22 protein-coding genes are annotated in these 23180 nt (G+C 34.4%); 8 read left to right on the top strand and 14 right to left on the bottom strand.

Going from position 1 to position 23180, the window contains the following annotated elements:
- Positions 1–48 precede the first annotated feature (48 nt).
- Together RT250_RS06900 and RT250_RS06895 are read left to right on the top strand one after the other, a co-directional pair.
- Complete coding sequence (locus tag RT250_RS06900; protein WP_313113364.1) at positions 49–849, top strand: hypothetical protein; 801 nt, start codon at positions 49–51, stop codon at positions 847–849.
- 182 nt (positions 850–1031) lie between these two features.
- Positions 1032–1559 (top strand): hypothetical protein, encoded by a 528-nt coding sequence (locus RT250_RS06895; protein ID WP_313113361.1) that lies wholly within the window; start codon positions 1032–1034, stop codon positions 1557–1559.
- 278 nt (positions 1560–1837) lie between these two features.
- Here RT250_RS06895 and RT250_RS06890 read toward each other — a convergent pair whose 3' ends face one another.
- From RT250_RS06890 to RT250_RS06880, 3 genes are all read right to left on the bottom strand, one after another.
- Positions 1838–2593, bottom strand: coding sequence for an acyl-CoA desaturase (locus RT250_RS06890; RefSeq protein WP_313113360.1), 756 nt, complete (start codon positions 2591–2593; stop codon positions 1838–1840).
- A gap of 57 nt (positions 2594–2650) precedes the next feature.
- Positions 2651–3223, bottom strand: coding sequence for a Crp/Fnr family transcriptional regulator (locus RT250_RS06885; RefSeq protein WP_313113357.1), 573 nt, complete (start codon positions 3221–3223; stop codon positions 2651–2653).
- 81 nt (positions 3224–3304) lie between these two features.
- Positions 3305–4144 (bottom strand): 1,4-dihydroxy-2-naphthoyl-CoA synthase, encoded by an 840-nt coding sequence (locus RT250_RS06880; protein WP_139854577.1) that lies wholly within the window; start codon positions 4142–4144, stop codon positions 3305–3307.
- A 189-nt stretch (positions 4145–4333) separates the two neighbouring features.
- Here RT250_RS06880 and RT250_RS06875 point away from each other — a divergent pair, with 189 nt between their 5' ends.
- Both RT250_RS06875 and RT250_RS06870 read left to right on the top strand, forming a co-directional pair.
- A complete protein-coding gene (locus RT250_RS06875) occupies positions 4334–5452 on the top strand; it encodes a C1 family peptidase (protein ID WP_313113354.1) in 1119 nt (372 codons plus the stop codon).
- Positions 5453–5718: 266 nt separating this feature from the next.
- A complete protein-coding gene (locus RT250_RS06870; RefSeq protein ID WP_313113352.1) occupies positions 5719–6177 on the top strand; it encodes a hypothetical protein in 459 nt (152 codons plus the stop codon).
- A 51-nt stretch (positions 6178–6228) separates the two neighbouring features.
- Here the strand turns inward: RT250_RS06870 and RT250_RS06865 are convergent, their stop codons facing one another.
- From RT250_RS06865 to RT250_RS06850, 4 genes are all read right to left on the bottom strand, one after another.
- Complete coding sequence (locus RT250_RS06865) at positions 6229–7059, bottom strand: CvfB family protein (RefSeq protein ID WP_139854573.1); 831 nt, start codon at positions 7057–7059, stop codon at positions 6229–6231.
- Positions 7060–7143: 84 nt separating this feature from the next.
- On the bottom strand, positions 7144–8808 hold the full coding sequence (gene menD / locus RT250_RS06860; RefSeq protein WP_313113349.1) for a 2-succinyl-5-enolpyruvyl-6-hydroxy-3-cyclohexene-1-carboxylic-acid synthase: 1665 nt from the start codon (positions 8806–8808) through the stop codon (positions 7144–7146).
- Between the two features lie 31 nt (positions 8809–8839).
- Positions 8840–9904, bottom strand: coding sequence for an isochorismate synthase (locus RT250_RS06855; RefSeq protein WP_313113347.1), 1065 nt, complete (start codon positions 9902–9904; stop codon positions 8840–8842).
- Positions 9904–10329, bottom strand: coding sequence for a PaaI family thioesterase (locus RT250_RS06850; RefSeq protein WP_313113345.1), 426 nt, complete (start codon positions 10327–10329; stop codon positions 9904–9906). The genes RT250_RS06855 and RT250_RS06850 overlap by 1 nt, the downstream gene beginning before the upstream one ends.
- Positions 10330–10373: 44 nt before the next feature.
- Between RT250_RS06850 and RT250_RS06845 the strand changes: the two genes are divergently transcribed.
- On the top strand, positions 10374–11015 hold the full coding sequence (locus tag RT250_RS06845) for an alpha/beta hydrolase (protein ID WP_313113342.1): 642 nt from the start codon (positions 10374–10376) through the stop codon (positions 11013–11015).
- 462 nt (positions 11016–11477) lie between these two features.
- Here RT250_RS06845 and dnaK read toward each other — a convergent pair whose 3' ends face one another.
- The gene (gene dnaK / locus RT250_RS06840; RefSeq protein ID WP_313113340.1) at positions 11478–13385 is read right to left on the bottom strand and encodes a molecular chaperone DnaK; all 1908 of its coding nucleotides are present in this window, start codon (positions 13383–13385) and stop codon (positions 11478–11480) included.
- Between the two features lie 247 nt (positions 13386–13632).
- Between dnaK and RT250_RS06835 the strand changes: the two genes are divergently transcribed.
- From RT250_RS06835 to panB, 3 genes are all read left to right on the top strand, one after another.
- Entirely contained in the window at positions 13633–14892 is a 1260-nt protein-coding gene (locus tag RT250_RS06835) for an MFS transporter (RefSeq protein WP_313113337.1), read from the top strand.
- 351 nt (positions 14893–15243) lie between these two features.
- Entirely contained in the window at positions 15244–16668 is a 1425-nt protein-coding gene (locus tag RT250_RS06830; protein ID WP_313113335.1) for an L-serine ammonia-lyase, read from the top strand.
- A 108-nt stretch (positions 16669–16776) separates the two neighbouring features.
- A complete protein-coding gene (panB, locus tag RT250_RS06825; RefSeq protein WP_313113333.1) occupies positions 16777–17595 on the top strand; it encodes a 3-methyl-2-oxobutanoate hydroxymethyltransferase in 819 nt (272 codons plus the stop codon).
- Between the two features lie 63 nt (positions 17596–17658).
- Here panB and RT250_RS06820 read toward each other — a convergent pair whose 3' ends face one another.
- The 6 genes from RT250_RS06820 to hisA all read right to left on the bottom strand — a co-directional run bounded on the left by RT250_RS06820 (position 17659) and on the right by hisA (position 23178).
- On the bottom strand, positions 17659–19212 hold the full coding sequence (locus RT250_RS06820) for a DEAD/DEAH box helicase (RefSeq protein WP_313113330.1): 1554 nt from the start codon (positions 19210–19212) through the stop codon (positions 17659–17661).
- A 175-nt stretch (positions 19213–19387) separates the two neighbouring features.
- A complete protein-coding gene (gene msrA / locus RT250_RS06815) occupies positions 19388–19912 on the bottom strand; it encodes a peptide-methionine (S)-S-oxide reductase MsrA (protein WP_313113328.1) in 525 nt (174 codons plus the stop codon).
- A 58-nt stretch (positions 19913–19970) separates the two neighbouring features.
- On the bottom strand, positions 19971–21053 hold the full coding sequence (corA, locus tag RT250_RS06810; protein ID WP_313113325.1) for a magnesium/cobalt transporter CorA: 1083 nt from the start codon (positions 21051–21053) through the stop codon (positions 19971–19973).
- A 40-nt stretch (positions 21054–21093) separates the two neighbouring features.
- Positions 21094–21699, bottom strand: a complete 606-nt coding sequence (gene hisIE / locus RT250_RS06805) for a bifunctional phosphoribosyl-AMP cyclohydrolase/phosphoribosyl-ATP diphosphatase HisIE (RefSeq protein ID WP_313113323.1) — start codon at positions 21697–21699, stop codon at positions 21094–21096.
- A 5-nt stretch (positions 21700–21704) separates the two neighbouring features.
- Complete coding sequence (gene hisF, locus RT250_RS06800) at positions 21705–22460, bottom strand: imidazole glycerol phosphate synthase subunit HisF (RefSeq protein ID WP_313113320.1); 756 nt, start codon at positions 22458–22460, stop codon at positions 21705–21707.
- Positions 22453–23178, bottom strand: coding sequence for a 1-(5-phosphoribosyl)-5-[(5-phosphoribosylamino)methylideneamino]imidazole-4-carboxamide isomerase (gene hisA / locus RT250_RS06795; protein ID WP_313113318.1), 726 nt, complete (start codon positions 23176–23178; stop codon positions 22453–22455). Before hisA ends, hisF begins: the two co-directional genes overlap by 8 nt.
- Between the last annotated feature and the right edge of the window lie 2 nt (positions 23179–23180).

The following is a 23180-nucleotide window of genomic DNA, read 5'->3' as shown; positions in this document are numbered from 1 at the left end:
GTGAATATTGCTTTATAAGGAGTTGTGCTTAATACAGAAAATAGAACATTGATAGAGAAAGGAAAAATATTTAACCAAAGGGAAATTTTAGAACTACAACAATTAATTACTCAAATTGGAATACCAATGTATTTGAGTGTTGTAAAATCAGACAACTCAATTAATGTAGATTTCAAAGGAAGTGTATACATTCATTCTGAACTTAGAAAAAATAGTCAAGGTTATAGAACAAACTACACGACCTCCAATGGTGATGAACGATCATTCGAACATAAAGAATGGAATAAATTCAAATATCATATCAGAAAATGGATTGAAGCAATTAAGCGGGATAATCCATATGAGCCAATTCGCAAAGAAAACATCATTGAGATTAGTCCTAATTTCTATGACATTTTCAGAGAAGCAACAATAATAAATTCAATAGGCTTTAAGGAAAGTTCTGGAATGATTTTCAGAAAAGCACTTGAGATTTTGGTTAAAGATTTTCTTAAAGATCAATTACCAAAAACTTATGAAAACCTCTTGAATAGAAAAACAATTGGGCAAATTATTAGGCATTTCTACGATATACAAGATGACCAACTAATAATTAAAAACAAAGAAGACTTTAAAAGCATTAACGCGGAATTGGAAAACTTGAAATCTTTAGCAAATAGTATTAATAACACTTTCAAAATTGGAAATGACTTTTCACACTATGAGAGAAGATTAATTGAATTTAGTGCAACAGATATGCACGAAAGAATAATTAAAATTTCTGACTTTGTAGACAGTCAATTGGAATTGAAAAAAATAAAATCAAAACAAACTGAACTGAATAGGGAGTTTGATACAGATAAACTATAAAGTACTAAGCACAACAATGTAAAACCGCAATTTCGGCGGATACGACTACGTCCGAATCCACCCATAATTGCTAAAGTCAATGCTAAACCTAAAAATCTCGTAAATTTATCCGTAACTGCAATTATTAAAAAAACAAACAGTTGAAATATAGTTTTATCGTTAGCCAATACTAAAATAATGAGATGCATAACTTTAGTGAACTAATATTCGGAAGTACTACTTTTACTTTAGACTCATTGAAAGAAGTGGAAGATAAAATTGTAAAACCACCTCAAATAAGTGGTTCAACTATTCTGGTAAAAAACTTACAAATGATTGAATTGCAAAAAACAATCACGGCAATAGGAATGTTTTCTTTATTTGAATCAATTTTACAAGACCGTTTAAATTGTAATAATGGCTTTGAAGAAGCAAAAAAGATTTTAATACAATCAGGAAACGAAAAAATTAATAAACGCTTTGTTATTTTTATTTGTGCAATTAACGTACTAAAACACGGAAAAGGACGAAGCTATAATACTTTAGTAGCTGAATCAGAGATATTACCATTTAAGATAAAATTTCCTGGCGAGAATTATTTTGAGGAAGGAGATGCCTCTGAAATGTCAACATTAATCGATGTCAACAATGATTTTATTTTGATGTGTGCAAAACTAATTGAAGAGGTTTCAGAAGCGATTTGTAAGGTAAGACAGGATATTTTTATTTAATTCATAAAAAATTTAAAGATTCATGGGAATCATTAAACGAAACGAAATCAAATACATATATTCATAGATAAATATTAATTTGGTATACCAGCTATCAATACGCATAAAACGTTTAATAATCTTTCCTCAATAACTTTCATAGTTCTCATCCCATTTTTTGCTTCCACTAAGGCGCATTTACACGTACGTATATAAACCTCACATATTAGTTAATAGTGTAAATAAAAAATCCGCTCTCCTAAAATAAGAAAGCGGATTTTATTTAAACGTTTAAGTTGTTACACTTCTCTTCTAACCACTTGGCTAATAGGTTTAATTTTTATAATTCCTAAGGCGTGTAAAACCTGCATTATTTTATAAGTAATATCAACCTCGTGCCAGCGAACGCCTCCAAAATTAGCGCGACTAGCGTGTTTGTGGTGATTGTTGTGGTACCCCTCACCCATCATTAAAAAATCAAAAGGCAAAAGATTTTTTGAGGTGTCCTTAGATTTAAAGTTAACATATCCGTAGATATGTGCGTACCAATTAATAATTACTCCGTGAATAGGTGCCATAAATAGCGCTACCGGAAAAAACAACCATTGCCACCAAGCAGTTGCGAAATAAAAGAAAAATGCGAAATACAGTATACTCCAAATAATTCTAGAAAAATAAGAACTTGCAAAACTGTCAAAGCGTTCCCATTGTGGAACATTCTTGGTATATTTTTCGTCCACCTCAATGCGTTTCTCATTTATATCGGCGTATATGTTTTTAGTGCGCCACATCATTGAAAAAACGCTGGCATCGTATTTTGGGGAATGAGGATCGTTTTCAGTATCGGCATAGGCGTGGTGCATTCTGTGCATAACGCCATATCCATAAGCACTTAAGTAATTTGAACCCTGAAAAAACCAAGTTAACACAAACGTAATTCTCTCGTTGAGTTTAGACATGGTAAAGGATTGGTGAGCGGCATAGCGGTGTAAGAAGAAGGTTTGGAAAAATAATCCTCCGTACCAAAGTACCACTATAAATATCAATATTGTCATTAGCTATTTTTTTTTACAAACATACTTGCAATAGCCAAGCCAAACAATGAACCTAAATCAATTAATACGCTTCCGAATACGGCTTAAGGCTTGTGGCGTCACTCCAATATAGGAACTGATGTATTTTAGTGGGATATCATTAATAAAATCTTGACGGTTTTTAAAAAGCTTTAAATACCGCTCCTCAGCAGTTTCGTTAAGAAGAGACTGCTCCCGCTTCGATTTCATAAGAAAAAGACGTTCGGCAGTTAGTCTGCCAATTAAATTTCCAAATTGAGTATTGGCATACACATCCTGTAAATCGGCGTAGGAAATGCTATACATATGTGTATCTGATAAAGCCTCCAATTCGTAAAGTGAAGGTTTTCTGGTTAAAAATGAATCGTAGGCGCTTACAAATTGATTTTTAAAACTAAAACTAAAGGTTACCTCCTTTTCTACAAATTCCTTTGGCAGGTAAAATCGGACAACCCCAGATTTTATAAAAGAAATGTAGTTTTCTATCTCTCCTAGTTTTAAAAAAACGGATTTCTTAGAAAAATTTCTTTCTATTAATCTAGAGGAAAAGTAATGCCAATCCTCATCAGATATTTTTGATATACTTTCAATATGATTTCGGACAAATTCCATTTATGCTTAATTGATACTTTTGAAATCCGTTTAAATATCTTTACTATATTATAAAATGCTAGTTGCTACAGAAACATTATACTATGGCAACCACTTTTTATCAAAATTTGGTTTGCGTTTTTCTAGAAAAGCATCACGACCTTCTTTTGCTTCGTCCGTCATATAAGCAAGACGAGTAGCTTCACCAGCAAATACTTGTTGCCCAACCATTCCATCATCGGTTAGGTTCATGGCAAACTTCAACATTTTAATAGATGTAGGGCTTTTTGCAAGTATTTCTTGCGCCCATTCGTAAGCTGTATCTTCCAGTTCGGCGTGAGGGATAACAGCATTTACCATTCCCATTTCAAAAGCTTCTTGTGCGCTGTAATTTCTTCCTAAGAAAAAGATTTCACGGGCTTTTTTCTGTCCTACCATCTTAGCTAAATACGCACTTCCATATCCCCCGTCAAAACTTGTTACATCGGCATCGGTTTGTTTAAAAATAGCGTGTTCTTTACTAGCTAACGTCAAATCGCAAACCACGTGTAAACTATGTCCGCCACCAACAGCCCAACCTGGTACAACACAAATAACTGCTTTTGGCATAAAACGAATTAAACGTTGTACATCAAGAATATTTAAACGGTGGTATCCATCTTCCCCTACATAACCTTGATGTCCTCGTGCTTTTTGATCGCCCCCACTACAAAAACTATATACGCCGTCTTTAGATGAAGGACCTTCAGCTGAAAGTAAAACTACCCCAATTGATGTATCTTCTTGCGCATCGTGAAAGGCGTCAAGTAGTTCGGCGGTAGTTTTTGGACGAAATGCATTTCTTACATCAGGTCTGTTAAAAGCTATCCTGGCAACACCATTAGATTTTTTATAGGTTATATCGGTGTATTCTTTTGCTGTTTTCCAATTGGGAGTATTCATAATTATTATTTTTGTTTTCAAAGATAGTAGATATTGTTTAGTATCATTTTCTATCTTCTTTGAAATTAAACATAAAATCTCTGCGCGCTCTACGCTTCTGCGGTTTCAAATTTACCGTAAAGACATAGAGTTCACAAAGAAAAGATGTCTCAAAATCCTGAAATAAATATTATTAAAATAAATAAAACAATGCGCAGCCTTCTACTCCTACTGGTAACTCTATTTACATTAAATCTATCCGCCCAAGAACAATATAAATTCACAACTGTTACAGACCTTGAAACTACCCCTGTATTAAGTCAAGGGATTACAGGAACGTGTTGGAGTTTCAGCAGTATTTCATTTTTAGAAAGTGAAGTAATTCGCCTAACCGGAAAACGTATCGATTTAAGCGAAATGTATCAAGTACGTAATACCTATCCGCTTAAGGCCGAAAACTTTATCATGCGACAAGGAAAAGCTCAATTTGGGGAAGGTGGACTTGCTCACGATGTAATGAATGCTGTGGAAAAATACGGATTAGTACCTCAAGAGACTTTTAACGGAATGTCTAACGGGGAAAACAAACACAATCACGCCGAAATGTCTGCAGTATTGGAGGCTATGCTAAAAACCTACGTAGAAAATCCAGGTAGAGAATTAAGTAATAAGTGGCGTGCAGCAATCGATGCAGTATTGAATATATATATTGGTGAGAATGTGAATAGTTTTACTTACGAAGGGAAACAATATACACCACAATCCTTCTTAACCATGACTAAAATACAGCCAAAAGATTATATAAGTTTAACAAGTTTTACTCACGCTCCGTTTTATTCAAATTTTATTTTAAATGTTCCTGACAACTGGAGTAATGGCAGTTTTTACAACTTACCATTAGATGAATTGATAGCGGCCTTAGACAACGCATTGGAAAACGGATATACTGTAGAATTGGATTGTGATGTAAGCGAGCGTAGCTTTTCATCTAAAGAAGGAATTGCAGTCGTTCCTGAAGATCATGAAAATAAACTGAAAGCACTAAGCTTTATATTCCCTGAAAAAACGATAACTCAAGAGTACCGCCAGCAGGAGTTTGAAAACTACAATACTACCGATGATCATTTAATGCATATTACTGGAATTCTTCACGATCAAAATGGCACAAAATATTATAAAGTTAAAAACAGTTGGGGTAACGATGAAAGCCGTGTTGCTAATGGAGGCTATGTGTATTTTAGTGAAGCTTATATGCGTTTAAAGGTTATAAGCATTACCATACATAAAGATGCACTTCCTAAGAAAGTGGCTAAAAAAATAAGTCTGTAATTATTAATGTTCGAATAACATATAAAACCGCTGCGCTGAAAGATAAATGACTTGCTTTAAGATATACCAAAAATCAATAGGTTACTAATTGCATATCCGTTATTAAATAATCACCTAAATTTTGATAAATTTTAATTTGATAAAATTCGGTTATAAAAAGAATAATTATTCTGCCTTTTAATCCTTGGAAGCGTTCGGTCACACATCTCAAGTCTAACATCTCAAATCTATTTATTCTTGGCTTAAAATTTGATATCTTTGTTTCGATGAAAAAATTATTGTTTCTTATATTATTATTCCCATTATTGGCTTCGGCTCAATTGGATTACGAGACCAATAAATATAAGTTAGATTTTGTTAAGCTTCCAGAAATTGAAAGTTTAACTACCACTTCCCTATTATTTGAAGGAGATTTTCGGTCAAAAGGTTTAAAAAGGCTCCCATCTTTTAAGTTGAATAAGCAAAACTATCGCGAACCAGTAAGTATGATTGATGCGATGATTACAAACCAAAATTATGTAGAATCTGATCTTAAAATATCTTTGGATCCTAGAGAATACGGAGTTTATGGCGGTAATAGCAGTTATAGTGCAGATGGATCCACCAAGGTTAAAAACAAGGCAATTTACGAAGCAAACCGTGGGTTTTTAAATGCAAACACTTGTCCGCCACACGGAATTTGCGCACGTTGTGCTCCATTTAGACTAGGGCGTAGATATTACTAAGTTATTTACTAAAATCCACAACCCTATCTAGATATTTGAATTAAATAGAATTTACTTCAACTCAATACCATCATCTTTAATGATGATTTGTTTGTCCTTATAAAGGGTTCCTATTGCTTTCTTGAAGCTTTTCTTACTCATACCCAACATATTTTTGATAGTGTCTGGATCTGATTTGTCGTGAAGTGGAAGAAATCCTCCTGCGGCCTCTAATTCTTCTCTAATAAAATTAGCGTTTGGCTCGATGCTCTTGTAACCTGGCTGCTGAAGCACTAAATCGATTTTATTGTCAGGGCGTATTTTCTTTACGAATGCTTTTAGCTTATCACCTGTTCTAATATCTTCAAAAATATCTTCTATATAAATCAATCCTTTATGAACACCATTTACAATAGCATTTGCTCCTTTTTCAGTTAAATGTGTTACTAAAATATCAACTTCTTGATAAGCTTCAACCGTTAGGTTTTCATTTTGAAGAAAATGGTTTGTTTTACTTGAACCAACTAAGCGGTTGGTTTTTTCGTCTATATATAAATAAACGATATACCAATTTCCTTTTTTCATTGGGCGTGCTTGTTCCTTAAAAGGCACAAACAACTGTTTTTCTAATCCCCAATCCATAAAAGCACCATATTCGGTAACATCGCTACAATGTAAATATCCGAAAGTGTTTAATTGTAAAAAAGGGTCTAATGTGGTAGCTATAGGACGTTCTTCATTATCAAGATATATAAAAACCGTGAGATCATCTCCTATTTCATATTCTTCTGGTTTGTATTTGTGAGGTAAGAGAACTACGTTTTCTTCGTCATCACCTAAATACAAACCTGGTTCGGTTTCCCTTAGGATTTCTAATGTATTGTATTCACCCAATTTTATCATAACTGCAAAGGTAGTGTTTTAAAGAAAATTAAAAATATAATAAACAATGGAAAACTTAATAAATTCCAATGTAATTAATTGGCCTTAGGCAATGAATTTAAAGTAATCCAAAAGCACCTTATCATTGATAGTTGAAGGTGTAAATATCTCTAACAATGAAGGCCCTTCATCTGCTTGGAAGAATGTAGCAATTCCTTTGCTTAATTCTTCCTTTTTAGATAAAGATTGATACTTAAAACCATACATTTCTGAAAGATGTCTGGCAGTTAAATTGTGTTTGGTTTCAAAATAAGTATCAAACACTTTAGTGTCTTTTTCACCAGGAAGAATTCTAAAAATACCGCCACCTCCATTATTTATAACGATAATTTTAAAATTCTTCGGAATATAATTATTCCACAACGCATTGCTGTCGTAGAAAAAGCTTAAATCTCCAGTAATAAACACCGTAGGCAACTTTGAAGCGTACCCTGCTCCAATTGCTGTACTTGTACTACCATCAATTCCACTAGTTCCTCGGTTACAAAAAACTTCTGAGGATTCTGGCAACTTAAACAGTTGGGCATATCTAATGGTGGCACTATTACTTAGTTGAAGCTGAATATTTTGTGGAAGCTGTTTAAATATTTCAGAAAACACCATAAAATCTGAATACGGTATTTGGGTTTCATATATATTATGACGTTGTAATCTATAAGATTTTAACGATAACCACTTTTCACGATACTTACTATTAACAGCATTCGTTTGTGGAAGAAATTCAGTTAAAAATTTATTTATTGGTGTTTTAAAATGATGCGTTAAAGCAAAAAAAGTATCGTAAGCTTTTTTTGAGTCTACGTGCCAATGTTCTTTTGGGGCATAATTCCTCAAAAACGCTTTAATTCTTTTAGAAACCACCATTCCTCCAAAACTCAATAATATTTCTGGTTGAAGATTTTTAAAATCTTCATCTGTCAATGGCGTTATAAGCTGATCTATAGCAGAAATAAAATTTTCATTATAAAGATTTGAAGTTGTTTCGGTTAGAACTAAAACACTTTCATCTTTTGCTAAATATTCGATAAAATGTTGCGCTACACTGTTTGGAGCTAGAACGCCAACCAAAATCATTTTGCGATTACAACTGTTCCACTTCTGTTGAAAAGGTGTTAAATCTTCTGATAAGTCAAAACTATTCAACCTAGCTTTAACGTTTTGTGGTGAAACTAATAGCTTGTCAACAGTTTGGTATAAAGGTTCTGAAAAGGGAATATTAATATGAACAGGTCCCGATAGCTCAATTGCTGTGTTTAAGGCAACGTTTATTTCGGTTTCATTTTTTTGTTGAAATTCGTCCCCCTCGATACAGTTAGCACTGTAAAGAATATGGTTATGAAAAACATTTTCCTGACGAATGGTTTGTCCATCGCCTATATCTATTCGGTCTGCAGGTCTATCTGCTGAAATAGCTATAAGCGGAATATCACTATAAAACGCTTCGGTAATTGCTGGGTAATAATTTATTAGTGCAGAGCCGGAGGTGCAAACAACAGCTACAGGTTTTTTTAATTGTTGCGCCATTCCCATTGCAAAAAATGCAGCAGCACGTTCATCAACTATACTAAAACAGTTAAATTCTGGGTGTTCTCCAAAACCTATGGTTAATGGGGCGTTTCGCGACCCTGGAGAAATTACGATATGATTAATTCCTTTATCCAAAAATAATTGAATAAGGGTTTGTGCAAGGATTTTATTTGTAAATTTCATGGGGTGTAAAGGTACAAAGACACTGTAGATTTTAAAGCATTGGCTGCAACACTTGTAACATTGTTTGCATTTTATTTTGAGTTTCCTGCCATTCTTCTTTTGGATTAGACTCTAAAGTGATTCCTCCACCAACAAATATACGCGCAACGTCATCTTCTATTTTCATACATCGCAAGTTTACCATAAGGTTAGCCGAAGTCCCATTGTTGAATACCGGACCAAAAAACCCTGTGTAAAACTCGCGATTATACCCTTCATTTTCTAAAATGAATTTTTGTGCTATTTCTTTGGGATTACCACCTACTGCTGGTGTTGGGTGTAGAGCAGACGCTACGGTTGTGAGGGTTGTATTGTCATTAAGTTTACCCGTTATATCTGTTCTAAGATGTAATAACGAACCAGCACGGTGGGTATATGTTTTAGAAACCTCTAATGAAGAAGTCACAGGTTTTAATTTGTCTAAAATCATATTGGTTACCTGCTGTTGTTCATCTAGTTCTTTAGGTCTCCAAGTTACAGACTCATCACTAATATAAGCTTGGGTTCCTGCCAAAGCCATAGTTGTAAAAATAGCGTTGTCTAAACTTACAAGTGTTTCTGGTGTAGCACCACACCACAAGCCGGTTCTGGGATGATACCAAATATATCGGAAGGCTGTAGGATAGGCCGAGAATAATCGTTTTAGTAATTTATCAATAGAAAAACTTTGAAGCTTTAGGTTTTTTGGACGGGAAATAACAATTTTACTCGCTAGGTCATTTTTTATTGCTTCTATAGTATCTTCTAACAGTTTTATATAACTGGCTTCCTCATCCTCCTCGTATGAAACTGATGTAGCTTCTGCTGTAAAGGTTTTTTTAAAAAAATCAGAAACATAAATCTCAGATTCCCTTTCAGGTATAAAACAACAAGAATTTTGATAGTTGAATGGAGAAAGGATAAATCCAGACTGATTCAAATCTTCAATTTTATATAAGAAATCATTCTTTTGTAGAAGCGTTGACAACTTATTACTATTTGGTTTACTGTATATTACAAATGGTAATTTCTTCAAATAATGATTTGAAATTTTATCAGATAATATATTAAAATCCATTATTTGGTTTTTGGTAAACTAATAGTTGTGAGTTTTACAAGAGAGACAAGGTCGCCTTCTTCATTGGTTATCTTAATCTGCCATAACTGAGTTGTACGTCCTTTATGCAGAATACTCGCGTGAGCATACACAAAACCTTCACGGACACTTTTTACATGGTTAGCTGCAATTTCAATCCCGCGAACAACAATGTTTTCGGCGTTTAAAAAGAAATAAGCTCCCGCACTTCCAACACTTTCTGCTAAAGCGGCAGATGCACCGCCGTGTAAAACACCGTCTGGTTGATGAACTCTAGGGGTTACAGGCATTTTTGCAATTAAAAAGTCATCTCCGACTTCCGTAAATTCTATATTTAAAGTTTCCATTAATGTGTTTTCACACATTTTTTTGGACATAGCTAAAATCTGATCTTTAGTGTACTTCATCTTATTAAATTACATTTGTAAAAATACAAAATTGCATACAACAAATGAGCACTGAAAAAGAAGCTTCTTACAAATCGGTCAACACTTATTCAACATTAAATACGTTAACCGAAAACACCAAAAATATTTGGATAGTATTTCACGGTTTGGGGTATTTAAGCAAATACTTTATTAGATATTTCTCGGAATTAAATCCTGAAGAAAATTACATCATCGCCCCGCAAGCCCCCTCAAAATACTACCAAGATAGAAGGTTTAAACATGTGGGCGCTTCTTGGCTTACACGCGAAAACACAGTTATAGAAACTGAAAATATATTAAATTATATAGATGCCGTTTTTAAAAAAGAAATAAACGGAGAAACACCTAATTTAATTATTTTAGGATATTCACAAGGAGTTTCAATTGCCACTCGCTGGGTTGCAAATAGAAAGATAATGTGTGATAAGCTGATACTCCATTCAGGAGGAATACCAAAAGAATTGAAAGCCTCGGATTTTAAATTTTTAAATCCTTCTGCTAGGGTTATTTACTTATATGGTGATAAAGATGAATACATTACGGAAGCCAGAAAAACTGAGGAACAACTAAAAGGAAGCGAGTTGTTTGAAAACCGGCTAGAAATTGAGGTCTTCGACGGAGTTCATGAAGTGAACCAAAAATTTATAAATAAAGTATCTAAATAAAACATAAATTTCATTTAATAGTTAAGTTTTTAAAAAATATCCCCAATTATTTTGGGATAATGTTTATTTAATTATAATTTGGCCCTCGGTTATTAATTGGAAACCCCCACTTTCCAACCAAATAACCTTAAAGCTTAATATTTGGTTAAAAACAAAGCTTTAAAATTGAACGGCCCGAAAGGGCCGTTCTTTTTTAGATTTTAGGTGTAAATCTCAAAATGCTCCCGTCTCACATCCTAATCATATTTATCTAAAAACCTTAAAAAGGTATATCCTGCTACTATTTTTTTTTAAATATTTTATATAAATAAAATTAAACTTCAATTAAACATAAAAAAAACCGCAACCTTTTCAGGTTGCGGTTTTGTATTAAGCATATATAATCTTGCTTATAAAAATCCCTCAACAATGCTTGGGATAAGCGAATGACATATTTTCACTTAAGCAAAAATAGCTCTCACCTTACTTTACTTCTTCGAAGTCAACGTCTTCCACATCACTGTTTTCAGTGTTGCTTCCTTGCTCAGCTCCTGCTCCAGCATCACCTGTAGGTGCACCTTGAGCATCTGCTTGCGCTTTGTACATTTCTTCTGAAGCAGTTTTCCAAGCTTCATTTATCTTATCTAAAGCTGGTTGAATTGTAGCTAAATCTTGTGATGCGTGTGCTTTCTTCAATTCTTCTAAAGCTTCCTCAATTGGTTTCTTTTTATCATCAGATAATTTTTCACCAAATTCTTTCAGTTGCTTTTCAGTTTGGAAAATCATAGCATCTGCTTCATTCAACTTATCTACTTTTTCCTTAGCAGTTTTATCACTTTCAGCGTTTGCTTCTGCATCAGCTTTCATCTTGGCGATTTCTTCTTCTGTTAATCCTGAAGAAGCTTCGATACGGATGTCTTGCGATTTATTAGTGGCTTTATCTGTAGCGCTTACTTTAATGATACCATTAGCATCAATATCAAACGTTACTTCAATTTGTGGCACACCTCTTTGCGCTGGTGGAATTCCATCTAAGTGGAAACGACCAATTGTTTTGTTATCGTTTGCCATTGGACGCTCTCCTTGCAATACATGAATTTCAACACTTGGCTGATTGTCTGCAGCTGTAGAGAACACTTGACTTTTCTTAGTAGGAATTGTAGTGTTAGCTTCAATTAACTTAGTCATAACACCTCCCATAGTTTCAATTCCAAGAGAAAGTGGCGTAACATCTAAAAGAAGTACATCTTTAACATCTCCAGTTAATACACCTCCTTGAATTGCAGCTCCAACAGCTACTACTTCATCAGGGTTTACACCTTTATGAGGTTTCTTTCCAAAGAATTTTTCAACAGCTTCCTGAACTGCAGGAATACGAGTTGAACCACCAACTAAAATTACTTCATCAATATCGCTCTTGCTTAAACCTGCAGCTTTCATTGCAGTTTCACAAGGAACCATAGTTCTCTTAACTAAATCGTCAATCAATTGCTCGAACTTAGCACGAGATAATGTTTTAACCAAGTGTTTTGGTCCGCTAGCAGTAGCAGTAACATAAGGTAAGTTGATTTCTGTTTGTGCGGCAGAAGAAAGCTCAATTTTTGCTTTTTCAGCAGCTTCCTTTAAACGTTGTAACGCCATAGGATCCTTACGAAGATCGAAATCCTCTTCAGCCTTAAACTCATCTGCTAACCAATTGATTATTTTTTGGTCAACGTCATCACCACCTAAATGTGTATCTCCATCAGTCGCAAGTACTTCAAAAACTCCATCTCCTAATTCTAGGATACTAACGTCATGTGTACCACCACCAAAGTCAAACACAACCACTTTTTGGTCTGTTCCTTTTTTGTCAAGACCGTATGCAAGTGCAGCAGCAGTTGGCTCATTAATAATTCTCTCTACTTTAAGACCAGCAATTTCTCCAGCTTCTTTAGTAGCATGACGCTGACTGTCATTAAAGTATGCAGGAACAGTAATTACTGCACGAGTAACATCTTGTCCTAAATAATCTTCTGCAGTTTTCTTCATTTTTTGAAGAATCATTGCACTTAATTCTTGTGGCGTGTATAAACGGCCGTCAATATCAACACGAGCTGTATCGTTATCACCTTTTACTACCTTGTATGCAGAATGTTCTGTTTCTTTTAAAGACTCAGAATATTTATTCCCCATAAATCTCTTAATAGAGCTAATGGTTTTTTCTGGGTTAGTAACAGCTTGACGTTTCGCAGGATCACCTACTTTAATTTCGCCACCTTCCACAAATGCGATTACAGAAGGAGTTGTTCTTTTTCCTTCGGCATTAGGAATAACTGTTGGCTCGCTTCCTTCCATTACGGCAACGCAAGAGTTTGTTGTTCCTAAGTCGATTCCAATTATTTTACTCATAATAGTATTGTTTATTGTTTTTGATTTATGTTGTGTATTCTTAATTTCGAGTTCTATAAGTCAATGATTGTGCCAACCAAATTGTACTGCCATCATGTCATAAATAAATTTAAATGCATCATTAATAAGGGTTTGAATATCTTCCTGAGCATTTAAAAATGGTGAAAACCTATCGCAACTATAATAAAAACATCATTTTTATAAAATACACTACTTTTACATTAAGCAGAATTTATAAAACACGCAATTGAATAATAAAAAGCCCTCAAAACAATATATTACATATATTATCCTATTAATACTAGCGGGGGAAGCTGCTTTTATCTTACCATTTGTATTGGCACGGGTTTTTAGAGCTACGGTTCTTGAAGTTTTTCAAATTAATAATACAGAATTGGGGTTTTGCTTCTCGGTATATGGAATAGTGGCAGTTTTCTCTTATTTATTTGGTGGCCCTTTAGCAGATAGATTTCCTCCTCGCAAATTGATGGGTACAGCTTTACTACTTACAGCATTAGGCGGACTTGTTTATGCCAGCTCCCCAAGCTTTCAAACTTTAATAATTCTTTATGGTTTTTGGGGGTTTACAACAATCTTTCTGTTTTGGTCGGCAATGATAAAAGCCACCCGCGTTTGGGGTGGAAATGACAGTCAAGGAAAAGCATTTGGCTTTTTAGATGGAGGACGCGGACTAGTAGGCGCACTCTTTGGATTGCTTGGTGTATTTGTGTTTTCTTTGTTTGTGTCTGAAACTGAAATATCTTCTGAAGTTCAATTAAAAGCCTTCCACTATGTAGTATATACCTCCTCAGCCCTAGTTGCTATAATTGGAGTAATAGTATTATTTTTTTTAAAAATTGATAAAAACACTGAACCGACAAACCTTGAGAAAATCACCTTTAAGAATATAAAAACAGTCCTAAAATTACCTTCTGTTTGGCTTCTTATGATTATTATTATTTGTGCCTATGTAGGGTATAAAATAACCGACATATTTTCGCTTTATGCCAAGGATGTAATGATGTATAGCGAAGTAGATGCTGCGAAAACGGGAACATTTTTATTATTTATCCGCCCAATTGTAGGTGTTGTTATCGGCTTTCTGGCAGATCGTTCTCGTCCTTCTATTTACCTTTGTATCGGATTTTTACTTTCAATTTTTGGTGGGTTACTTTTTGCCTCTGGTATTTTAGATCAAGAAACAAATGTTTTATTCTTTCTTTCTATAATTGTTACAGCCGTCGGAGTTTATGCTGCTCGTGTTCTCTATTTCGCCGTTATGAAAGAAGGAAACATACCTTTAACGCTTACAGGAACTGCAGTGGGAATTATTTCCTTTATAGGGTATACACCCGAAGTTTTTGCCGGGCCCGCTATCGGGTATTTTTTAGATGGCTCACCTGGTGAAAAAGGCCACCAGCAAGTATTTTGGATGCTGATAATTTTCTCGGTAGTAGGATTTTTAGCGTCATTTATTTTTTATAGAATTTCAAAAAGTAATAGCTAAAACCTAATAGAGTTCGCGGATAAAGATTCCGTTGTAAAATGAGGTTTATTTAAAATCGTTTATCAATGTTTATGATTTTTAAGCATAATACATTTATTGATAATTTATCTATAACCTTTTAAATAAGTCTCCCCTTTCTATAGTATCTCTTAGCCTCTTTCTTTTTAACAAACTTCCACTTATTAAAATAAACCTTTAGTTAACTGCAAAAGAACACCTATTTAGTATCTTCTCTTTATTTTTGTAGGTTTACTTGAAAAAAACGAATCCAAGCATTAATTGTTAACAATTAACGCGTTCTGTTTAGCTAAATGTTTTAAAATTTCTTAGGTTTGACTCAAGATAAAATTTATGGAAAGTATTAGTGTTTTTGACATGTTGTCTATAGGTGTGGGGCCGTCTAGTTCCCACACATTAGGTCCTTGGCGTGCAGCCTTGCGTTGGATAGAGGAGTTAAAAGATGATAATAAATTTGATAAGGTGGTTTCGCTAACTGTAGATTTATATGGCTCGCTCTCACTAACGGGGAAGGGTCACGCTACAGATTTAGCTGTAATGCTAGGTTTAATGGGGTTTGACCCTGTTACATTCCCCATTGAAAATATAAATAAGGAAATAGACTTTATTACTTCAGAAAACAAGCTTAAACTCAACAATGAGTTAGAGGTACCGTTTGTTCCTAAAGAAAATATAATTTTTAATAGAAAGTTTCTTGAATTCCATCCTAATGGAATGACTTTCAATGCAAGCTTTAGAGACGGATCGAATGAATCTACTTCTTTTTATTCCATAGGTGGAGGATTCACTGTTAAAGAAGAGCGCAAGCAGGAAAAAGCTAAAATGAAGAAGTTTGCACAGTTTCCCTTCCCTATTCAAAACGGAGCGGAGCTAGCTGCTTACTGCAAATCTGAAAATAAAAGTATTTCAGAAATTGTTCTCGAGAATGAAAAATCATTGCGTTCGGAAGCTGAAATTACACAAGGTTTAAAAGAAATATGGGATGTAATGCTCGACTCTATGTATGTAGGAGCGCATACTGAAGGAGTTTTACCCGGCGGCTTAAATGTTACTCGAAGAGCTTACGAAATGAATAAAAACCTTATTGGAGAAACTTCATACAATAATGCTGAAGAATGGATAGATGCCATCAGAAATACCGAAGTAAAATTCCGCCAAATTCTGAAATGGGTTTCTTGTTTTGCTTTAGCTGTTAACGAAGTAAATGCTTCTTTAGGTAGAGTTGTAACCGCTCCAACAAACGGAAGTGCTGGTGTAATTCCTGCTGTAATGATGTATTACATGGTGATTGAAAACCACGATGCAAATTTTGAAGACGTTCAGAAATATTTATTGACTGCTGGCGAAATAGGAAGCCTTTTTAAGAAAGGAGCTACTATTTCAGCGGCTTTAGGAGGATGCCAGGCAGAGATTGGTGTATCATCATCGATGGCTGCAGGTGCCTTATGCGAACTTATGGGAGGAACGCCAGACCAATGCTTAATGGCTAGTGAAATTGCAATGGAACATCACCTAGGTTTAACCTGTGACCCAATTGCTGGTTTGGTTCAAATTCCTTGTATAGAGCGTAACGCAATGGGTGCAATTAAAGCCATAAATGCTTGCGAAATGGCACTTAACAGTGATCCTGCCAAGGCAAAAGTACCTTTAGATAAGGTAATTGCAACAATGTGGGAAACGGCAAAAGATATGACATCGAAATATAAAGAAACTAGCGAAGGAGGTCTTGCAGTACAAGTTAATGTGAGCGATTGTTAATTCACAGTATTCATAATTGGTTTAAAAATATCTAAGAATTATCAAATCTAAAATCCAAGTTTCTAATGTCGTAATTTATTACTTTTACCATTCAATTTCAATATAACTATGAGTATAGCTAAAAAAGAATACAAACGCATTACCACCAAAACTCTGGTGGATATGAAAAAGAAAGGTGAAAAGATTTCGATGCTAACTGCATACGATTTTACCATGGCCAAAATTGTTGATAGTGCAGGAATAGACGTAATTTTAGTAGGTGATTCTGCTAGTAATGTGATGGCTGGACACGAAACCACTCTACCAATTACCTTAGACCAAATGATATATCACGCCGCTTCAGTAGTTCGCGCTATTGAACGCAGTCTAGTTGTAGTTGATTTACCTTTTGGAAGCTATCAAAGCGACCCAAAAGAAGCGCTTCGCTCTGCTATCAGGATTATGAAAGAAAGTGGCGGACACGCAGTTAAGCTGGAAGGTGGAAAAGAAATAAAAGAATCGGTAAAGCGAATCTTAAATGCAGGTATTCCTGTAATGGGGCACTTAGGGTTAACCCCCCAATCAATTTATAAGTTTGGAACTTATACTGTACGCGCTAAGGAAGAGGAAGAAGCCGATAAATTAATTGAAGACGCGCTTTTATTGGAAAGAATTGGATGCTTTGCAATTGTTCTAGAAAAAGTTCCAGCAAAGCTAGCACAACAAGTAGCCGAAAAAATTAATATTCCAGTTATTGGAATTGGAGCCGGAAATGGCGTTGATGGACAAGTTTTAGTGCTTCACGATATGATTGGAATGACTCACGAATTTAACCCTCGTTTTCTTAGACGTTATTTAGACTTGTATACTGATATGAAAAACGCCTTTACACAATATAGCAAAGACGTAAAGAGCGGCGATTTTCCCAATGAAAGTGAACAATATTAGGTCTATAATTTAAAACTCTGAATTCTAAAAATTAAATTAGAATTCAGAGTTTTTAATTACTTCTTATTCTTCAGGTGCATATCCGTGAATTTCTTCAAAAACTTCATCAAAGTTCTCTCGAAGATAATTTCTAAACTTTAAACGGTAATCTTCTTTTAACCAACTAATAAAATTACCTGTACTCTTACTAATGCACTGCGCATATTTTTCAATTCGATGATCGATATCATCTCCTAGCATTTTCGCTAAAGCAAGTGCGTCATAAACATCTTCACTGTTTTCTATACAAATTCGCGCGTGTTGTTCAATAGATCTTTCTAAAATTACCTTACTAGATTCACCCTTTGCTACAGAATCTTGATAGGTTTGTTTAATATCAAAATAAACATTCTCACTCTTTGCAAACTCATTGCGAACCTCTTCTGGCATTTCGTAACGGAAGTTACTTTCTAACTCCTCATCGCTTACTAAGCGATCCATAAAAAAGTCAGGTGAATTAAAAATTGCCTGCCAATCTAAAGGTGCCTCCCACGGTCCAAATCGCTGAAAGTTATTACCAAGATCGATAACCGAGAACTTAGTTTTATTATTCCAAATACGGGAACCACGACCAATCATCTGAAAATAAAGCGTTAAGGAACGTGTCGCTCTGTTTAGAATAATTGTATCTATCGATGGTTCATCAAATCCTGTGGTTAAAATACTTACAGATGTTAGTATAGCATCAGGAGTTTCACGGAACCAATTTAAAATTTGCTTTCGCTGTTTTTTTGTAGCTGTATTATCTAAATGCATTACAGGCAAACCTTCTGCTTTTAAATGATAATACACTTGTATAGATGTGTTAATACCGTTGTTGAAAATCAACGTTTTCTTGCCGTTAGAGTGCGTTCTATACGCCTCAAGTAAACGGTCAAGCATATTTACTCCAGAATATAAATCGTCTGATGATTTAACAGTATAATCACCATTAGATCCAATCTCTAAAGACGTTAGCCCCATATTATATTGAAAAACTTCAATTTGAGCTAGAAACTCATTATCAATTAACGATTGAATACTTTCTCCAACAATTAGCTCTTGATAGTTATCCTTCATCGGAAGATTTCTATTAGAACTTAATGGAGTTGCTGTAACGCCAAGGATAAATGATTTTTCAAAGAATTTAAAAAGTTTTGTAAATGAGTTGTAGTGAGCCTCATCAATAATTACTAATCCAATATCTGAAATATCAAGCTTATCATCGTTCAAACGGTTGTTTAAAGTTTCAACCATTGCCACAAAACAACTGTATTTTGCTTGATCGGAAAGATCAGCAGTGCTATTAACAACTTTGTTTACAACCCCAAAACTTGTAAGCATTTCAGACGTTTGCTTGCAAAGCTCCACTCGGTGAGTCATCACCAAAACTTTTTTATTGTGAAGTTTAAGATATTGACGGACGATTTCAGAAAAGATAACTGTTTTACCTCCACCTGTTGGCAATTGATACAACAAATGATAATCGTCTGGAGCGGTTTCAAATTTTTCAAAAATTTGATCTATTGCGCCTTTTTGATAGCTATATAGCTCCTTATCAGTCTTTTTTTCTTTTAATGCGTCTGTTACCTCCATCATAAATTCTACCTTTTTTGGAAGGTGCAAAATTACGTCCTTTTTTCACATTGCAAAATAATATATTTTGACGCTTAAATTTTTAACGAATAACAGCAAAAAAAAGGCAGCTAAAAATCCTCACCTTCAGTGTTTAAGAAAGTTTTAAATGATAAAATTTAAAATTATATTTTTAATTCTATTTGAGCTTATCACTGTGCATTTTACGTAACCTTGCCAATTTTGGAGAAATTACTGCTGTACAATATCCAGCGTTTTGATTGTTTGCATAATAATCTTGGTGATCTTCTTCAGCTTCATAAAAAGTTTGTAAGGGACTTATTTCTGTAACAATTGGATTTGTATAATAAGGCGCCATTTCCTTTACTATGGTTTCTGAAATCTCCTTTTGAGCCTCGTTGTGATAATAAATTACCGAACGGTATTGTGTACCTACATCCGCCCCCTGACGATTTAGGGTTGTTGGATCGTGACTCGTCATAAAAATTACTACTAAATCTTCGTACGAAATTACTTCGGGATCGAATCTAACTTGTACTACTTCAGCGTGACCTGTCAAACCTGAGCATACTTCACGATAGGTTGGTCTTCCAGGAACAGTTCCTCCAGTGTAACCCGAAACAACTTTTTCTACTCCCTTCACTTGATCGAACACCGCTTCAGTACACCAAAAACATCCACCACCAACTGTCATTAATTCCATTATATCGTTTTTTTAATTTTATAATATTTTTAAAATTTCATCAAAATAGAGAAGCCAATTATATCCACTTTTTTCTTTTGAAATACCAAAGTAAACCCAGAAAAACAAGAATCATTAACCCCCAAAGGTAATAATACCCATATCTAAGATGAAGTTCAGGCATATGATCAAAATTCATTCCGTAAATACCCGCCATAAAGGTGAGCGGAATAAATATAGAAGCCATAATTGTCAAGACCTTCATAACCTCATTCATCTTATTGCTTATTGTGGTCATATACATATCCATTAAACTCCAAATCATCTCCCGGTAAATTTCCACACTTTCATTAACTTGAATAATATGGTCGTATAAATCACGAATATATTTATTGGTACGCTCTTCAATGATAGTGTAATCTATTTTTTCTAATCTATTTACTACTTCTCGTAAAGGAACTACTGCTTTTCTAATTTTTAATATTTCCTTTTTTAATTGTTGAATCTCCTCTGCAATATCTGGATCCTCCTTCTTATCGAAAAGCTTATCCTCTAATAACTCTACTTTATTACTTAGGTATTCAATAACTGTAAAATAATTATCTACAACTGCATCTAGAATAGCAAACATTAAGTAGTCTGCTCCTACCCCACGAATTCTACCTTTTCCGTGTTCTAAACGCTCCCTCAAATCACTAAACACATCTCCTTCAGCTTCTTGAAAAGTTAACACATAATCCTTCCCCATAATCATACTAATATGCTCATTGTTAAGCTTATCGTTGTCATAGTGAAGCATTTTAAATACTATAAACAAGTATTCTTCGTATTCATCAATTTTTGGACGTTGATACGTGCTAACTATATCTTCTTGAATTAATGGATGCAGTTCAAAATGGGTACCTAGTTTAATAATATCATCAGCATTGCTAAGGCCGTTTACATTTATCCAAGTAATATTTGTAGATTCTTCGTAATTGAAGGCTTCATTAATATCATTGGTTTTAAACCGATGATAATGATCTTTGGAGTAATCAATTATATCTAATTCTGTAATTGTGGTTGCCTTTTTTCCTGTGTAACTTACAGTACCGGGAGATAAATTTCTGGCTCTTTTGGGTTCTATTTTAGTAGCTTTCGCTTTGTTCCTACGTTTTGCCATAAAAATGAATTTGTTTTTAAAGGTAGGAAAAGATTCTACATTATTTAGAATTATGACGTTGACGAAGAATTTCCGCTACATCGTTTAAAGAAAATCCTTTTGCCCTAAGCAGTATTAAGTAATGAAAAAGTAAATCAGCACTTTCATCTAAAAATAGCGTATCGTTACCATCTTTTGACTCAATAACTACTTCCACGGCCTCCTCGCCTACTTTTTGAGCTATTTTATTGATTCCTTTTTTGAAAAGAGATGAAATATATGAATTTTCATTATCTAGGTCTTTTTGTCGGTTTTCAATAATATTTTCAAGTTTATAAAGAAATCCAAATTCTGAAACATTATTTTCTTGCCAGCAAGTATCTGAACCTTTGTGACAAACGGGGCCGGTAGGATTTACTTTAATTAGTAGAGCATCATTATCACAGTCAACCCCAACGGAAACTAAATTTAAAAAATTTCCACTTACTTCTCCTTTGGTCCAAAGTTTTTGTTTGCTTCGACTAAAAAATGTAACTTTTTTTAATTGATTGGTTTTTAAAAAAGCTTCCTCATTCATATAACCTAGCATAAGCACTTTACCAGTTATATTATCTTGGATAATTGCTGGTACAAGGCCGTTAATATATTTTTTAAAATCTATGTTCATATTACTTATATTCTAACAGGTATTCCCTGTGTTTTTAATTCTTTTTTTAAATCTGGAATGGTTAATTCCTTAAAGTGAAAAACACTAGCAGCCAAGGCTGCATCTGCTTTTCCAGATGTAAATGCATCAGTAAAATGTTGTATTTTTCCTGCACCACCAGAGGCGATAACAGGAATATTTAAATAAGTAGATAGTTTTGCCAAAGCTATAGTAGCAAAGCCATTTTTGGTGCCGTCGTGATCCATGGAAGTAAAAAGTATTTCACCTGCACCACGTTGTTCTACTTCTTTAGCCCAGGCAAATAAATCCAGCTCCGTAGGTACCTTTCCCCCTACCAAATGCACAAACCACTTACCGTCAATTTGTTTTGCGTCTATGGCCACTACAATGCATTGTGATCCAAATTTGGAAGCTAAGTCATTTATTAATTGTGGATTTTTTACTGCTGAAGAATTTATCGAAACCTTATCGGCACCATTTTTTAGCAGCATTTCAACATCTTCTACAGAAGAAATACCACCGCCAACGGTAAAAGGTATATTAATAGTTTTTGCTACTTTTAATACAAGCTTAGCCAATGTTTTTCTGCGTTCTTCAGTTGCTGAGATATCTAAAAACACAAGTTCGTCTGCCCCATTTTCGGAATAGATTTTTGCCAGTTCCACAGGATCACCAGCGTCACGCAAATCAAGGAAATTGACTCCTTTTACGGTTCTTCCATTTTTAACATCTAAACAGGGTATTATTCTTTTGCTAAGCATTTAAGATATATTTTTCTAGTTGTTTTAAACTAATTCTATTTTCATAAATAGCCTTACCAATTATCACTCCTTCGCAACCAATATCATTTAGCTGTGGAATTTCTTCAAATGTCGAGATTCCGCCAGAAGCAATGAGTTTAACCGCTTTAGTTTTGCTAATAATTTTTTTATATAATTCATACGACGGTCCTTGCAACATTCCGTCTTTACTAATATCCGTACAGATAACGTGGCTAATACCTTCTGCTACGAATTTTTGAATAAAGGGGATCAACTTTAAATCTGATTGCTCCGTCCACCCACTTATTGCCACTTTTTCGTCTTTGGCATCTGCACCTAAAATAATTTTATCACTTCCAAATTTTAGAAACCAGTTTTTAAAAACTCCTGGGTCTTTTACTGCAATACTCCCTCCCGTAATCTGATTTGCACCACTTTCAAAGGCAATACGTAAATCATCATCAGACTTTAAACCACCCCCGAAGTCGATTTTTAATGCAGTATTTAGCGCAATCTTTTCCAGAATGTTATAATTTACAATATGCTTGCTTTTTGCGCCGTCCAAATCCACTAGGTGCAAATACTTAATTCCATGGTTTTCAAATTGTTTCGCTACCTCCAACGGGTTTTCGTTATAAATTATTTTGGTGTTGTAATCGCCTTTTGATAATCGGACGCACTTGCCGTCTATGATGTCTATTGCTGGTATTATTCTCATAT

The organism is Aequorivita sediminis, assembly GCF_032080575.2.
In the GTDB taxonomy this organism is placed as follows: domain Bacteria; phylum Bacteroidota; class Bacteroidia; order Flavobacteriales; family Flavobacteriaceae; genus Aequorivita; species Aequorivita sediminis.
Note: the sequence above shows the minus strand (reverse complement) of the source record. Positions and strands in the feature narration are given on the sequence as shown.